This window comes from Bradyrhizobium sp. SEMIA (assembly GCF_014844175.1).
GTDB lineage: Bacteria > Pseudomonadota > Alphaproteobacteria > Rhizobiales > Xanthobacteraceae > Bradyrhizobium > Bradyrhizobium arachidis.
In genome coordinates, this window is sequence record NZ_CP046601.1 from 2,867,681 (window position 1) to 2,881,164 (window position 13,484).

At 65.2% G+C, this 13,484-nt stretch carries 20 protein-coding genes; 12 read left to right on the top strand and 8 right to left on the bottom strand.

The features are described from left to right. Positions 1-12: 12 nt before the first annotated feature. On the top strand, positions 13-588 hold the full coding sequence (locus FOM02_RS13980; protein WP_231164145.1) for an SCO family protein: 576 nt from the start codon (positions 13-15) through the stop codon (positions 586-588). Positions 589-621: 33 nt separating this feature from the next. On the opposite strand, the gene FOM02_RS13985 is transcribed toward FOM02_RS13980, so the two are convergent. Beyond that, the gene (locus FOM02_RS13985) at positions 622-852 is read right to left on the bottom strand and encodes a hypothetical protein (protein WP_027562997.1); all 231 of its coding nucleotides are present in this window, start codon (positions 850-852) and stop codon (positions 622-624) included. Next, the gene (locus FOM02_RS13990) at positions 849-1,628 is read right to left on the bottom strand and encodes a sulfite exporter TauE/SafE family protein (RefSeq protein WP_265441837.1); all 780 of its coding nucleotides are present in this window, start codon (positions 1,626-1,628) and stop codon (positions 849-851) included. The genes FOM02_RS13985 and FOM02_RS13990 overlap by 4 nt, the downstream gene beginning before the upstream one ends. 306 nt (positions 1,629-1,934) lie before the next feature. Between FOM02_RS13990 and FOM02_RS13995 the strand changes: the two genes are divergently transcribed. From FOM02_RS13995 to uvrB, 5 genes are all read left to right on the top strand, one after another. Next, on the top strand, positions 1,935-2,876 hold the full coding sequence (locus FOM02_RS13995) for a LysR substrate-binding domain-containing protein (protein WP_265441838.1): 942 nt from the start codon (positions 1,935-1,937) through the stop codon (positions 2,874-2,876). Between the two features lie 109 nt (positions 2,877-2,985). Then, positions 2,986-3,210 (top strand): hypothetical protein, encoded by a 225-nt coding sequence (locus FOM02_RS14000; RefSeq protein ID WP_027563000.1) that lies wholly within the window; start codon positions 2,986-2,988, stop codon positions 3,208-3,210. Between the two features lie 49 nt (positions 3,211-3,259). Then, on the top strand, positions 3,260-3,487 hold the full coding sequence (locus FOM02_RS14005) for a hypothetical protein (RefSeq protein WP_027563001.1): 228 nt from the start codon (positions 3,260-3,262) through the stop codon (positions 3,485-3,487). A 311-nt stretch (positions 3,488-3,798) separates the two neighbouring features. Beyond that, on the top strand, positions 3,799-4,281 hold the full coding sequence (locus FOM02_RS47130; RefSeq protein ID WP_416207770.1) for a hypothetical protein: 483 nt from the start codon (positions 3,799-3,801) through the stop codon (positions 4,279-4,281). Then, positions 4,206-6,488 (top strand): excinuclease ABC subunit UvrB, encoded by a 2,283-nt coding sequence (gene uvrB / locus FOM02_RS14010; RefSeq protein ID WP_416207781.1) that lies wholly within the window; start codon positions 4,206-4,208, stop codon positions 6,486-6,488. Before FOM02_RS47130 ends, uvrB begins: the two co-directional genes overlap by 76 nt. A gap of 82 nt (positions 6,489-6,570) precedes the next feature. Here uvrB and FOM02_RS14015 read toward each other — a convergent pair whose 3' ends face one another. The 3 genes from FOM02_RS14015 to FOM02_RS14025 all read right to left on the bottom strand — a co-directional run bounded on the left by FOM02_RS14015 (position 6,571) and on the right by FOM02_RS14025 (position 7,593). After that, a complete protein-coding gene (locus FOM02_RS14015) occupies positions 6,571-6,960 on the bottom strand; it encodes a hypothetical protein (RefSeq protein WP_027563003.1) in 390 nt (129 codons plus the stop codon). Between the two features lie 117 nt (positions 6,961-7,077). Then, on the bottom strand, positions 7,078-7,257 hold the full coding sequence (locus tag FOM02_RS14020; RefSeq protein WP_027563004.1) for a hypothetical protein: 180 nt from the start codon (positions 7,255-7,257) through the stop codon (positions 7,078-7,080). Positions 7,258-7,344: 87 nt separating this feature from the next. Continuing rightward, entirely contained in the window at positions 7,345-7,593 is a 249-nt protein-coding gene (locus tag FOM02_RS14025; protein WP_027563005.1) for a hypothetical protein, read from the bottom strand. 270 nt (positions 7,594-7,863) lie between these two features. On the opposite strand from FOM02_RS14025, the gene FOM02_RS14030 reads away from it, so the two are divergent. From FOM02_RS14030 to FOM02_RS14050, 5 genes are all read left to right on the top strand, one after another. Further along, positions 7,864-8,310 (top strand): nuclear transport factor 2 family protein, encoded by a 447-nt coding sequence (locus FOM02_RS14030; protein WP_027563006.1) that lies wholly within the window; start codon positions 7,864-7,866, stop codon positions 8,308-8,310. Between the two features lie 359 nt (positions 8,311-8,669). Continuing rightward, positions 8,670-9,110, top strand: coding sequence for a nuclear transport factor 2 family protein (locus tag FOM02_RS14035; protein WP_027563007.1), 441 nt, complete (start codon positions 8,670-8,672; stop codon positions 9,108-9,110). Between the two features lie 273 nt (positions 9,111-9,383). Further along, positions 9,384-10,304, top strand: coding sequence for a hypothetical protein (locus FOM02_RS14040; protein WP_027563008.1), 921 nt, complete (start codon positions 9,384-9,386; stop codon positions 10,302-10,304). Between the two features lie 337 nt (positions 10,305-10,641). Next, positions 10,642-11,064 carry a hypothetical protein gene (locus FOM02_RS14045; RefSeq protein WP_027563009.1) on the top strand — a complete coding sequence of 141 codons (423 nt, stop codon included), beginning with the start codon at positions 10,642-10,644 and terminating at the stop codon, positions 11,062-11,064. Between the two features lie 315 nt (positions 11,065-11,379). Further along, a complete protein-coding gene (locus FOM02_RS14050) occupies positions 11,380-11,517 on the top strand; it encodes a hypothetical protein (protein WP_167336550.1) in 138 nt (45 codons plus the stop codon). Positions 11,518-11,553: 36 nt separating this feature from the next. Here FOM02_RS14050 and FOM02_RS14055 read toward each other — a convergent pair whose 3' ends face one another. From FOM02_RS14055 to FOM02_RS14065, 3 genes are all read right to left on the bottom strand, one after another. Beyond that, positions 11,554-11,700: a hypothetical protein gene (locus FOM02_RS14055; RefSeq protein ID WP_007596790.1), complete on the bottom strand. Its 147-nt coding sequence runs from the start codon at positions 11,698-11,700 to the stop codon at positions 11,554-11,556. Positions 11,701-12,016: 316 nt separating this feature from the next. Continuing rightward, positions 12,017-12,496: a MaoC family dehydratase gene (locus FOM02_RS14060; RefSeq protein ID WP_027563010.1), complete on the bottom strand. Its 480-nt coding sequence runs from the start codon at positions 12,494-12,496 to the stop codon at positions 12,017-12,019. Further along, positions 12,496-12,948: a MaoC family dehydratase gene (locus FOM02_RS14065; protein WP_027563011.1), complete on the bottom strand. Its 453-nt coding sequence runs from the start codon at positions 12,946-12,948 to the stop codon at positions 12,496-12,498. The genes FOM02_RS14060 and FOM02_RS14065 overlap by 1 nt, the downstream gene beginning before the upstream one ends. Before the next feature lie 175 nt (positions 12,949-13,123). Between FOM02_RS14065 and FOM02_RS14070 the strand changes: the two genes are divergently transcribed. Further along, positions 13,124-13,420, top strand: a complete 297-nt coding sequence (locus FOM02_RS14070) for a DUF4282 domain-containing protein (protein WP_027563012.1) — start codon at positions 13,124-13,126, stop codon at positions 13,418-13,420. Positions 13,421-13,484 lie beyond the last annotated feature (64 nt).

Sequence of the window (13,484 nt, forward strand, 5' to 3'; positions counted from 1 at the left end):
TGGCTTTGCGCGATGCTGGCGCTCGCCTGCGCGGGCGTGGCGCAGGCGCGCTCGGCTGCGGAGACCATGGACATCCTGATGTGGAATCGGGAGCCGGTCGGCGGCCCGTTCGAGCTGATCGACCAGACCGGCAAGCCGCGCAGCGACCGCGACTTTCGCGGGCGGCTGATGCTGGTCTATTTCGGCTTCACCTACTGCCCCGATGTCTGCCCGACCGACCTGATGGCGATCGGACAGGCGCTCGAGCAGCTCGGCCCGGACGCCGACGCCGTGCAGCCGGTCTTCATCACGCTCGATCCCGAACGCGACACGGCCGAGCATCTCGCCGAATACGTGCCGATGTTTCATCCGCGGCTGCTCGGGCTGACCGGCAGCCTCGACGCCATCGGGGCGGCGGCAGAGGCCTACAAGGTTTATTTTGCCAAGATCCCGATCGGCAAGGACGCCGGCGAATACACGGTCGACCACACGTCCTTCATCTATCTCATGGATCGCGACGGAAAATATCTCGGCTTCTTTCCGCCGGGCACCTCGGCCGAGCGCATGGTCGAGATCATCCGGCCACGGCTGGCGGCGCCTTCGCGCTAGCACTCCGGCGAGAACAAGTCGGAAGCGACGTGCTCACCGTCCATTCGTGCGCAGCAATTTCTCGCCGCCTTCGGTCACGGCGATGACGAGCCCAATGCCGGGCAGCGTCTCGCGGGCAACGTAGCCGCGCTCAGCGGCGTCCTCCCAGATGGTGAGGCGCGGGCACGAGGTCTTCCAGGTCGCAATCACCTCAGCATAGGCGCGCGGCTCGCGCGCGACCCATTCGACGAAGTCCAGCACCAGCGGATCGGCGTTACCGCTCATTGCAAACCACCTTTGGCGAAGGCGGCCAGCACCGGCGCGCGAAGCTGGAGCCAGCCGCCATAGGCGATATAGTAGCAGGCGATGGTGGTGATCAGCTTGTTCGACCAGGCCACGAATTGCTGATCTGTCATGGCTTCGAGGATGCGCCGCGCCAGCGTGGTGCCGAGCATGGAGGCTGCGATCGCAACGCCCGCGAGCACGGGATCGAGGCTCGCGGCCTGATCGATCACGCCGCCGAAATAGATCAGTTTTGTGAAATGGCTGACGAGCTGGCACATCGCTTTCGTCGCGACCTTCTCGCGCCGGCCGAAATCGCCGCCGAGGAAGAAGGTGTCGAGCAGCGGGCCGGACACGCCGGTCATCAGCATCAGCCCCATGCAGATCGTGCCATAGACCGTGCCCTGCCAGAGCCTATCGGGGTCCGGCTTGATGTTCGCCGGCAGCAGCCGCGCCATGAATGGCGTCGCGCCCAGCATCAGCAGCGCGACCGGCTTGTCCGGCACGTAGCGCGTGATCGACCAGGCCGCGAGCGCAATGGCAGCGCCGACCATGTAGTTCGCGACCGGCCGCCAGCGGATATGCGCCCGCCACAGGAACGCGCGCCAGCCGTTCGAGGCCATCTGCGTGATCGCATGCAGCACCATCGCAGTCGGCAGCGGCATCAGGGCGAGCAGCACGCCGATCAGGATCAGCCCGCCCGCCATGCCGAACAGCCCCGACAGGAACGCGGTGGCGACCATCAGCAATCCAAGGGCAGCGATCATGAAGGGCGTCACGAGTATCTCCGGTGTGGCGAGTAAGGGACGCACGCTGTTTCACTCCCTCGCCCCGCTTGCGGGGAGAGGGTGGGGTGAGGGGGAGTCTCTGCAGGGACGGAAGCAGTGAGACTCGCGGAGAGTCCCCCTCACCCGGAATTTGCTTGCGCAAATTCCGGCCTCTCCCCGCGCGCGGGGAGAGGCGAAGGGACCGCGCCCGCCTTCAACAAATCAGCCTGAATTACTCCCATTCTTGTGCCTCGCTTGCTCCCCCTCCGCAAACTGAGTTATCTTGGCCTGGCATCAGCTTTCCTGAGGGTCAGTCATTTGCGGCGGCTGCTGTTTCTCAACGGCATCAAGGCATTCGAGGCGGCGGCGCGGACCGGCAGCTTTGCTGCGGCCGGGCTCGAACTCAGCGTGTCGGCGGCCGCGGTTAGCCGCATGGTGCATCTGCTCGAAGAGCGGCTCGGCGTCGCGCTGTTCGAGCGCAAGGCCAACAGGCTGGTGCTGACGCAGGCCGGCCGCGCCTATCAGAGCGGGCTGACGCCGATCTTCGATGCGCTGGCCAGCCTCACCGCGCAGGTGACGGCGCCCTCCGGCATGCGCGTACTCACCATCGGCGTCGGCCACACTTTCGCGATGCGCTGGCTGATCCCACGCCTGTCGGAGTTTCGCAGCGAGGAGCCGGACATCGAAGTGCGCTTCACCACCGGCGGCGCCTCGGTGCCGTTCGGCGAGGACTGGAGCTGCGGCATCAAGCTCGGCACCGGCGACTGGCCGGGGCTGGTCGCGGAGCCGCTGTTCGCCGGCGACCTCACGCCGGTCTGCGTGCCGCGCCTCGCCACCTCGTTGAAACGCCCGGCCGATCTCAAGGGCCCGACCCTGATCCGTGTCGAACATTCGCCGGAGGACTGGCCGATCTGGCTGAAGGCCGCGAACCTCACGCGCATCAATCCGCGCGGCCCCGAGTTCCAGTTCTATGGCCAGGCGCTGCAGGCCGCCGCCGACGGGCTCGGCATCGCCATGGGCATCCGGCCCTATATCGACGACGACATCGCCGCTGGCCGGCTGGTCGCGCCATTCGATCTCTCGGTGCCCAAGGGCATGCGCTGGTATCTCCTCTATCGCAGTTTTCAGACCGAGCAGCGCGACTTCGCCGCGTTCCGCCGCTGGATCATGCGCGCCGCGTCGGAACCCGCCGCCCGCCCGCGGCGGCTGGGCCGGGCGCCGCACGCGGCTAGTTCCGTTCCACTCGCTCAAACGCTCTAGCCCTCACCCGTTCGGGTGAAAAAGCTGGACTGCATGTGAACGGCTTCACATACCGAAATCCTCAAACGTGGTCCTCTAACCCTCCGACACGAGCATTTGGGGACTACCTATGACGACCATCTACGACGGCTTTGACATTGAATCCTTCGAGGCCGGCAAAGGCCTCTGGCACGCCCGTATCCGGCGCGCCGATTTCAGCCCGCTTGCCATCGACGGCGTGCTGTTTCCGGCCATGGAAGTCGGCTTCGCCTGGCCCGACCGCGACGCCGCGATCGCCGACGCCAAGCACCACATCGATCGCTTCCGCCGGCGCGCCGACAGCGACGACGAATAAGCGGATTTCCGAGGGAACAGCTGCAGCGAGGTAAGACAGGGAACCGGTCATGTCAGTGATGGAATTCGAAGACACACCGCGGCCTCGGATCTACGCCCGCAGCGTGCTGTCGAAATGCCCGGAATGCGACGGCGATCTCACGGTGCTCCGTGTGATCGCCGGCCGCGCCGGATGCGAGTACTGGGCCATGCGCTGCACCGATTGCGGCGGCATCCATCTCGACATCCTGAAGCCGCATCAGGCCGGCGACGACAAGGGCCCGCGGCCGGCCGCGTGACATCGCGGCCTGCTGCCAACCTGCTGTCAGCAGCCTGAACGGAGCCGGGCATTCGCCCTTTCCTGAGAGCCGGACTCGTCCCATATTCGCCTCATGGCGAAGAAACCTGCTCCCCCAAAATCCCCCAAAACCAAGGCCCCGAACTCCAAAGCGCATCGACCCGATGTGCAGCCGATCGGGCCGGCGCTGGCCGAGCTGCTCAATCCCGCGATCAATCGCGGCGATGCCGGGCTGGGATCGGGCACCGGGCTGCAGCCGCCGCCGGACAATTCGCGCGACCGCCGCGCCGGGGGCGAGGCACGACGCGGCCGATGCCGCTGCGGCCCAATCCGCAGCCGCCGGGGGCGCGCGCCTCGACCGAAGGTTTCGACGAGGCGCCACAAGCCAATTACGGCACTGCCGCCACGATCCCGACGCTCGATCCGGAACTGGCGCGGCAGCTTGGCCTGCCCACCGAAGAAGACGACGCGGAAGCGCTGGCGCGCCCGCCACGTTCCAAGATGGAGGCGCTCGGCGTCAAGGCGACCGCCGACGCGCTGGAATCGCTGATCCGCGAAGGACGGCCGGAGTTCCGCAAGGACGACGGCTCCATGAAGGTGTGGACGCCGCATCGCCCGCCGCGCCCGGAAAAGTCCGAAGGCGGCGTGCGCTTCGAGATCAAGTCATCCTACGAGCCGCGCGCGACCAGCCGACCGCGATCAAGGAGCTGGTCGAGGGCATCGAGCGCAACGACCGCTCGCAGGTGCTGCTCGGCGTCACCGGCTCCGGCAAGACCTACACCATGGCCAAGGTGATCGAGGCGACGCAGCGCCCCGCGCTGATCCTGGCGCCGAACAAGACGCTCGCCGCCCAGCTCTATGGCGAGTTCAAGAACTTTTTTCCTGATAACGCGGTCGAGTATTTTGTCAGTTATTACGACTACTACCAGCCTGAAGCGTATGTCCCTCGCACGGACACGTACATAGAAAAGGACTCGTCCATCAACGAGCAGATCGACCGCATGCGCCACTCGGCGACGCGCGCGCTGCTCGAACGCGACGACGTCATTATCGTGGCGTCGGTGTCCTGCATCTACGGTATCGGCTCGGTCGAGACCTACACCGCGATGACCTTCGCGCTGAAGAAGGGCGAGCGCATCGACCAGCGCCAGCTGATCGCCGACCTCGTCGCACTCCAGTACAAGCGCACCCAGGCCGACTTTACCCGCGGCACGTTTCGCGTGCGCGGCGACGTCATCGACATCTTCCCGGCGCACTATGAGGACCGCGCCTGGCGGGTGAATTTGTTCGGCGACACCATCGAACAGATCGAGGAATTCGATCCGCTCACCGGCCACAAGCAGGATGAGCTCGAATTCATCAAGATGTACGCCAATTCCCACTACGTGACGCCGCGCCCGACGCTGGTGCAGGCGATCAAGTCGATCAAGTTCGAATTGAAGCAGCGGCTCGACCAGCTGCATGATCAAGGCCGTCTGCTCGAAGCGCAGCGACTGGAGCAGCGCACCACGTTCGACCTCGAGATGATGGAGGCGACCGGAAGCTGCGCCGGCATCGAGAACTATTCGCGCTATCTCACCGGGCGCCGCCCCGGCGAGCCGCCGCCGACGCTGTTCGAATACGTCCCCGACAACGCGCTGATCTTCGCCGACGAGAGCCACGTCACCATCCCGCAGATCGGCGCCATGTTCCGCGGCGACTTCCGCCGCAAGGCGACGCTGGCCGAATACGGCTTCCGACTGCCATCCTGCATGGACAACCGCCCCTTGCGCTTCGAGGAGTGGGACATGATGCGGCCGCAGACGGTTGCGGTGTCGGCGACGCCGAGCGGCTGGGAGCTCAACGAGAGCGGCGGCGTCTTTGTCGAGCAGGTCATCCGCCCGACCGGCTTGATCGATCCCCCTGTCGACATCCGCCCCGCCCGCACCCAGGTCGACGATCTCGTCGGCGAGGTCCGCGCCACCGCGCAGGCCGGCTATCGCTCGCTGATCACGGTGCTCACCAAGCGCATGGCGGAGGACCTCACCGAATATCTGCACGAGCAGGGCATTCGCGTCCGCTACATGCACAGCGACATCGACACCATCGAGCGCATCGAGATCATCCGCGACCTCCGTCTCGGTGCGTTCGACGCGCTGGTCGGCATCAACCTGCTGCGCGAGGGTCTCGACATTCCCGAATGCGCGCTGGTCGCGATCCTCGACGCCGACAAGGAAGGCTTTTTGCGCAGCGAGACCTCGCTGATCCAGACCATCGGCCGCGCCGCGCGCAACGTCGACGGCAAGGTGATCCTCTATGCCGACAGCATGACCGGCTCGATGGAGCGCGCCATTGCGGAAACCAATCGGCGTCGCGAAAAACAGGTCGAGTACAACAACGCCAACGGCATCACGCCGGAGAGCGTGAAGAAGCAGATCGGCGACATCCTCAACTCCGTCTACGAGCGCGACCACGTGCTTGTCGAGGTCGGCGGCCACGACATGACCGACGACGTCATCTCGATCGGCCACAACTTTGAAGCCGTGCTCGCCGATCTGGAAACGCGGATGCGCGAGGCCGCTGCCGATTTGAACTTCGAGGAAGCCGCGCGCCTGCGCGACGAAGTCAAGCGCCTGCGCGCGACAGAGCTTGCGGTGGTCGACGACCCGACCGCGAAGCAGCGCGCCGTCGCGGGCAAGGCCGGCGCCTATGCGGGAGCGAAGAAGTATGGCGACGCCGCGAACCTGCCGGTGAGTGCCATGAAGAAAAAGACCGTGAGCTCTGCGCTGAAAGCCAGCGGCGGAGGCAGCGGATCGCGGGTGCACAAGCCGCATCTCGACGAGATGCACGGGCCGGAATCGCTGCCCTATCGCGCCAATCAGACGCTACCGTCAAAGCCGTTCGGCAGCACGAGCCGGATCATCCAGCCGACGGACTCAAGGCAGTCCGGGCCGGAGTTCGGGCCCGCGCCGAAGTCGACGGGTGGAGCGCCGGGACGACGCGGGGGCTGGAAGAAGCGGTAGGGACGCAGCGGCGCCAGTCGTGGCTATGGATTCCGGGCTCGCCGCTTTGCGGCGCCCGGAATGACGGCGGAGAGATGTCCCCTTACCCCACACTCGCCGTCACCACCGCCATCACCGACAGCAGCAGTACGATCGTCACGAGCTGAAGTGACGCGACCGGCTGGGTGCGCCAGGCGGTGATCTTGTCGGACAGCGACAGATGGGCCTCGAAGAATTTCGGTTCGTAGACAGTCTTGAAGAAGCCGGGGAAGCTCGGGCCGAGGGTCACAGCTAACATCGCGTGGGCGAACGAGGCGATAGCGACGAAGATGGCGACGCCGGGGTCGCCGACGAGGTCGTGGTTGCCGATCAGCTTGAGCAGGAAGGCCGCGGCGGCGAAGGTCGGGAAGCTCTGCAGCGTGGCGGTCAGCGCGAGGCCTTCGAGCGCGTTGTGGAGGCGGGACTTTCTCGCGGCGGCGATGGTGGCGGCCATGGCATGTCTCCCTGGTGACATGCACATGACGCTATCCGCACCGGCGAGGGCGTGATGTGAGATGGGTCACGCCAATGGCGGCAACCCTTCCCACGGCGGAGGGTGAGGCGAACGGCTTTAGAGCTGGCGGAAGAACACCAGGTAGATGGCGAGGCCCATTGTCGAGAACGACAGCAGGACGCCGAGCCAATTGTATTTGACGCCTCGCGAGCGGAAGACGCTGACGACGAACGCGACGATGAAGCCGAGGAGCAAGGTGGCGAGGACGACACCCCACCGATATTTCACGATATCCATCGCCCGCTTCCGCTCAACCCCAGCGTTTGTGAGCGGAACTTACCATCAGGGCATGCCGAGTAGAAGGCGGGGAACGCGGTTTTCCGCCTACAGCTTGCCCTGCCCGTTCAGCTGCCCCTGCTGTTGTCGCTGCCTTTCCTGCTGCATTTGCTGTTCTTTGGCATGATGCCGGCCGTAGAGGCAGCCGGCGGCGGCGCCGAGCATGCCGTGATGGCCGGCATAGTGGCCGGCGACGCCGCCGACGACGGCGCCCTTGATGCAGCCCTTGGCGTTGGCGGCGGAGCTCACGCCAAGCATCAAAAGTGCGGCGGCGATGGCGAGAAGCGGGGATTTCATGGATCGTTGTCTCCGGATGCGATGTCTAGTTCTCAACGAGTGCAAGCGGGCCCGGGTTCCCTGGCGCGGCGCGCCCGCCGGTGTGCGCAGGGTGTCACCGGGTGCGGCCGAATTCGCGCATGCGGATGCAAACGCAATCCACAATTGCACCCCATGAACCGGGTATTGCGCTCGCGCGTCATACCTTGTGCCCTGTGTTTTTGCGGATTGAAGCGCGCGCGAGCGGCGCGATAGCGTTTGCAATCCACGGCCGAGGAAAGGCGGCGCCGCATGACGGTTGAAAAGCTGAACAGGCAGCGTGTGCTGCATCTGCTCGACGCCTTCGCGCGCGGCGATCTCGAGACCGCGCTGTCGTGCTGCACCGAGGACGTCGACTTCCTCACCCATGCGCCGATCGACGTGCTGCCGCACATGGTGCCGCGGCACGGCAAGGCCGAGCTGCGCGAGCTCTGGCAGACGATCTGGTCGCGCTATTCGGAGATCCGCTACAAGGCGCCGCACATCCTCGCCGACGGCGACGAGGTCGCGACCTACATGCACAGCTATTTCAAGAAGCGCAGCAACGGCCGCATCGTGCAGTTCGACATGGCGGTATTCTACACCTTCCGCGGCGGGCAGGTCTCGCAGATCCGCGAGATCATCGATTCCTACGATCTGGTGCAGCAGGTGCTGGAGCGCGAGATCAGGCCGCTGATCATGGGGCGGCGGGTGGATTGAGTGTCGAGGCGATCACCGCTGCGCTCCCTCGCCCCGTTCTTACGGGGAGAGGGTGGGGGTGAGGGGCTCTCTCCACGCATCAGGTCGCAATGAGACCTGTACCCCCTCACCCGGATCGCAAGAGCGATCCGACCTCTCCCCGCTTGCGGGGAGAGGTGAAGCAGAAACCGGAAAACTACAGGCTTCTATTGTAAATCTCACAAAACGCCATCAATTGTGCATTGCGAAAACGTGAATTGCGTTTTGGCCGAAATCCCTTACCTTGTTCGCATACAAATGAGTTGAACGCCCCGGGGCACATTGCGGTGCATGGGGCCGTTTTCCGTTTTTTCTGCAAGCCAGCTTCAGGACTGCCCCAAATGACAGAGCACAGCCTCTGGCGTTTTTCGCGTGCGTTGCATCGCGCGATCAACGACCGGCATTTCGAGGACATCGAGTCCCTGATCGACGAGGACGTCGAGTGGGCGCTCTATGGTCCCATCGACATGTTTCCATTCCTCGGCGCACGCCAGGGCCGGGACGCCGTGCTCGAGGTCATCCGCCAGCTCGCCGACAATTTCCAGGTCCGTCGCTTCGACCGCGAGAGCATCATGCTGGGCGTGGATTCCGCCGCCTCGATGCTGCGCTATTCGCTGACGGCGCTCGATTCCAACAAGCCGATTTCCTTGCGGGTCGCCCAATTCGCCCAGTTCAAGGCAGGCAAGCTGATCAGCATGCGCGTGCTGATCGACACCTTCGACCTGGTCGAGCAGGCACTCGGCCGCGCCATTCATCTGCCGAAGATGACCAGCGCCGGCTGAGGGGGACGCCAACGGGCCCCGCTTTTCGGGATCGATGACGACGCTTGACGCGACGTCCTGGCTTCCAGCCCCGCCGGATGCCGTCGTGTCACGAGCTCGTCATCGGGCGCGCGCCTCTTCGCGCGGCCCGTTGGTTCGCGTCCGCGCGAGTTGCCACAATTTCGCAACGATAGATCAGCATCTATGCCTGCGGACCGAATGGCGCATGGTCATCACCGAAGGCCGCCTTATATTATTGGCGGACGGCATGCGCCGGGGCTCGCGGGCAGGACGATGGAATTCTCGACAGGTTTTGGCTGGACCAGGCTGCCGGTGCTGGCGGCCGCGTTCATTGTCGGCTCGGTGCTGACGGTCTCGGCGCAGATCATTCCGCCCTTCTCCCCCGGCCCGGCCGCAGCGCCCGACGACGAGGAAGCCGAGACGGCGGAGGCCCCCAGCGTCAATGATCCCGACATCATGAAGGGCATCGACGTCGACAAGCTCGACTGGAGCCAGCTCGCCATCGACGCCGGCACGCTCAACGACATCATCGCCGCCAAGAAACGCGCCCAGGCCACGGCCAATAACGGGCTGAACTGGTCGTCGAACGCCAACGCCAACGGCTCCTCCGCGGTGACCGTGAAGCAGTCGGTGTTCGAGTTCTGGGACACCAGGATCGGCGCCGACATGACGGTGGCGAGCGAGCCGCGGACGATGTCCGAGCTGCTGGCGCAGAAGGCCGCCAATGGCGGCAGCCTGCCGCAATCCTCCGGCAGCGCCTGGGCGACCGCGACCGCGCCGGGCGCGGGCGCGATCTGGGACAAGACCGCGGTCGAAGCGCGTGTCGATCCCGGCTCCGAACAGAGCAAGCTCGGGGCATCGCTGACCAAGTCGATGCCGCTGTCGGGCGACACGTCGCTGACGCTGCAGAACGGCTACAGCGTCAACCAGCAGGGCACCACCGCCGTGCCCGGCATCGGCGGCCACATCACGCGCAATTACGAGACCGACCAGAGCGCCAAGGTCACCATCACCGACACCGGCACCAGCATCAGCGCCGGCCAGTCGCTGTCGACCACCGACGACAAATGGCTGCGCAAGGTCGGCGCCGAGCAAAAGCTGTTCGACAACGTCACCGTCTCCGGCTCGGTCGGCGAGACCTCGCAGGGCGCGATCAACAAGAGCGTGACGGCGGGCTTCAAGAAGAGCTGGTAGGCCTAGCCCCCACTCTTTCCCCTTGTCCTGAGGGCGCTCCGAAGGAGCGCGTCTCGAAGGATCGAGGCCCCGCAGCGGCGGGGCCCGCATGGTTCTCGCGGCGATGCGCAGCATCGTCCGCTGCGCGCTTCGCGCTCCTCACCATGAGGGGATAGGATCATCTTCACAGCAGCCGTTCACATTTCCCTAACCATACGCCACGGCAAAGCCCCCGAATGGTCCGCCCTTGCCGCATCTTGGCCCAGTTGCGGCCAAAATCGGGCGCCCTAGTCGGCCCATAGAACGCCGTCGTGCGGGGGACACTCGCGCTGCGCTCAACGCGATCAGGGGAACAACGATGAACGCTACTCGTCCGGAAAAGATCGAATCCACCGAGACCGAGACGGTCGACACCGACCTCGCCGCCGTGACCGAGGTCGAGGCCGGCATCCGCGACTTCGTCCGCAATGACATCGCCTATCTGCGCCGGCCGGCGACGCCGACCACCGACGCGCCGCCGCTCGATCCGAGCGCGGAGGCCACCGTCACCAATGTCAACTCGCTGATCCAGCGCGTCGCCGGCACTTCGCTCGCCGAGATCGAGAACCTGATCTCCGAGCTTGAGAGCCTGCGCGACCTGCTCCACGCCGAAGGCCAGCGCGTCCAGCGCGAGATCTCCGGCTACGCCCAGCTCAGCCAGGCCGCGATGAAGTCGACCCGCATGATCTCCGACAACGTCGCGCAGTGGAAGCGCGCCGCCGACGGCCTGCGCAACAGCTAAGCGCCAGCTTCAAGCATCAGTGGCCGCCGCGTTCCCGGAAGGGAGCGCGGCGGTTTTGATTTTGTGGGCTACATTCTCGGTGTCATCGCCCGCCTTGTGCGCGATTGCGCACTGGGGCGGGCGATCCAGTATTCCAGAGACCGCAGTGATTGAGCCGAGAGGCCGCGGCGTACTGGATGCCCCGCCTTCGCGGGGCATGACAGTGGAAGACGTGGCAGGACGGGGCATCACAGCGGAGGTTTTGAACCCTCTCCCCCGCCCCCGCGACCAATGCCAAGCGCCCGTGCCGTCACGGCCGGGCCGGGGACATGTCAGATGGAAAGCATTCGGCCCGACAACACGGACCCCATCCCGCTGCGGCCCGCGCCGAACCAGTTCGGCACGATCATGCTGCGCTTTGTCGGGCTGCTCGTGGTTGCGATCGCCATCTTGGCGTTCGTCTATAGCCGCTAAGCTGAAGGCCGGATCCGGCCGCGAAGATTTAAGATCTTACCGGGCCGCTTCCACGGTCGAGGCTTCCAGGGTGTAGGCGCCGTCGGCGTAGCCCTTCACCACCATGCCGGCAACCAGCATCACGGCCAGCGTGGCGGTAGCAAAAATGAATCCGACCAGCTTGAGTGCGCCGCGGTCTGCCATGGTCCTCGTCCCCTGTTCTCTGCCCAATTCGTTTCAATTAGACAGCGACAGGTTCATAATTGGTTAGCAACTCGATGGTTCCGCCGACTGCTTCGCGGGTAACCATGTTGAGCAGGCTTATGGCAGCCGCCCGGAATCGCGTCCATAGCGCGCGGGCAACACTCGCTCGGTTTCGCTTCTCCCTCTCCCCGTTCTTACGGGGAGAGGGCTGGGGTGAGGGGCCTCTCTCCGCCTCACCCGGATCGCAAGAGCGATCCGACCTCTCCCCGCAAGCGGGGAGAGGTGAAAGAAAGCCTTCGCGTCGACCTATTCTAAATCACGCGCTCTTCCGCATCGGCACGAAGGCGCTGGCGGTGATGGAATAGACTTCCTCGCCGCGCTGGTTGGTGCCGGTGGTCTGGGCCGTCAAAATGCCCCAGCCGGGGCGCGAGGCGGAGGTGCGCTTGTCGATGACGACGTTGACGTAAGAGACTGTATCGCCGGCGAGCACCGGCTTGATCCAGCGCAAATCGCGAAAGCCCGGCGACGGGCCCCACACCGCGACCTCCTCGCCGCGCGCTGCGGCTTCCCGCGCCAGACGCTGGCCATCCGCGACAAGCAGGCTCATGCAGGCAGAGCCGACATGCCAGCCGGAAGCAGCTAACCCGCCGAACAGCGAGTTCTTGCCCTCTTCCTCGTCGAGATGGAAGCGCTGCGGATCGAACTTTGCGGCGAACGTCTTGATGGACTCCGCCGTGAACGTATAGGCGCCGATCTCGCGGCGCTGGCCGATCGCGATGTCTTCGAAGAACCGCATCAGACCGCTCCCTCGCGCCGCTTGATCAGGATCGGCGAGGTCATCTCGGCGAGCGCCTGCCCAGCCGCGTTGCGCACGGTGCATTTGAACTTGACGATGCCGAGTGTGGGGCGGCTCTTCGAGGCGCGCGCCTCCACGACATCGACGTCGAGCATGAGATCATCACCGGGCCTGAGCGGCGAGAGCCAGCGCACTTCGTCGACGCCGGGCGAGCCGAGCGAGGCGGCGCGGGTGATGAAGCCGTCGGCCATCATCCGCATCATCAGCGAGCACAGGTGCCAGCCGGAGCCGGACAGGCCGCGCAGCATGCTCTTGCTGGCAGCCTCCTCGTCGAGATGCATCGGCTGCGGATCGAACTCGGCGGCGAAGGCCAGGATCTCGTCGCGGGTGACATGGCGCGGGCCGAATGTGCCGTACCGGCCGGGCGGGAAGTCTTCGAAGGTCAGGGTCATCTTGGGAGTGCGTTGCGGAAATGACAGATTGTGGCCGCAGTTTGCGGCAATCTCAACCCGCCGGCCCGCATGGCTCGTGCTACATAGGAGGCGGCTGTCTTGATTTGAGTCGGGTCAAGGCCGAGGCCCGAGTGACGTCCCGATCCGAAAGTCCCGATTTGCCCTGGGGAGAGCAATGTTTTCATTCAGCGACCTGTTTCAATGGGACCGCTTCATCACGCCGACCATCATCAAGACCTTCTACTGGCTGGTGATCGCGCTGATCTGCCTGTTCGGCCTCTCCGGCGTCTTCTCGGGTCTGGCGACGATGGCGATCAGCCCGTTCGGCGGCTTCCTGGTGCTGCTGTCGTCGATCGCCAGCGTCGTCGTCGGCGTCGTGTTCTCGCGCATCGCCGCCGAGCTGATCCTGATCGTATTCCGCATCAACGAGCATCTCGGCGCGATCCGGGATCAGGGCGGCGGGATGCGGTAGCCCCCGTCATTCCGGGGCGCCTCGAAGAGGCGAGCCCGGAATCCATTCATCCAATCATTCTGAG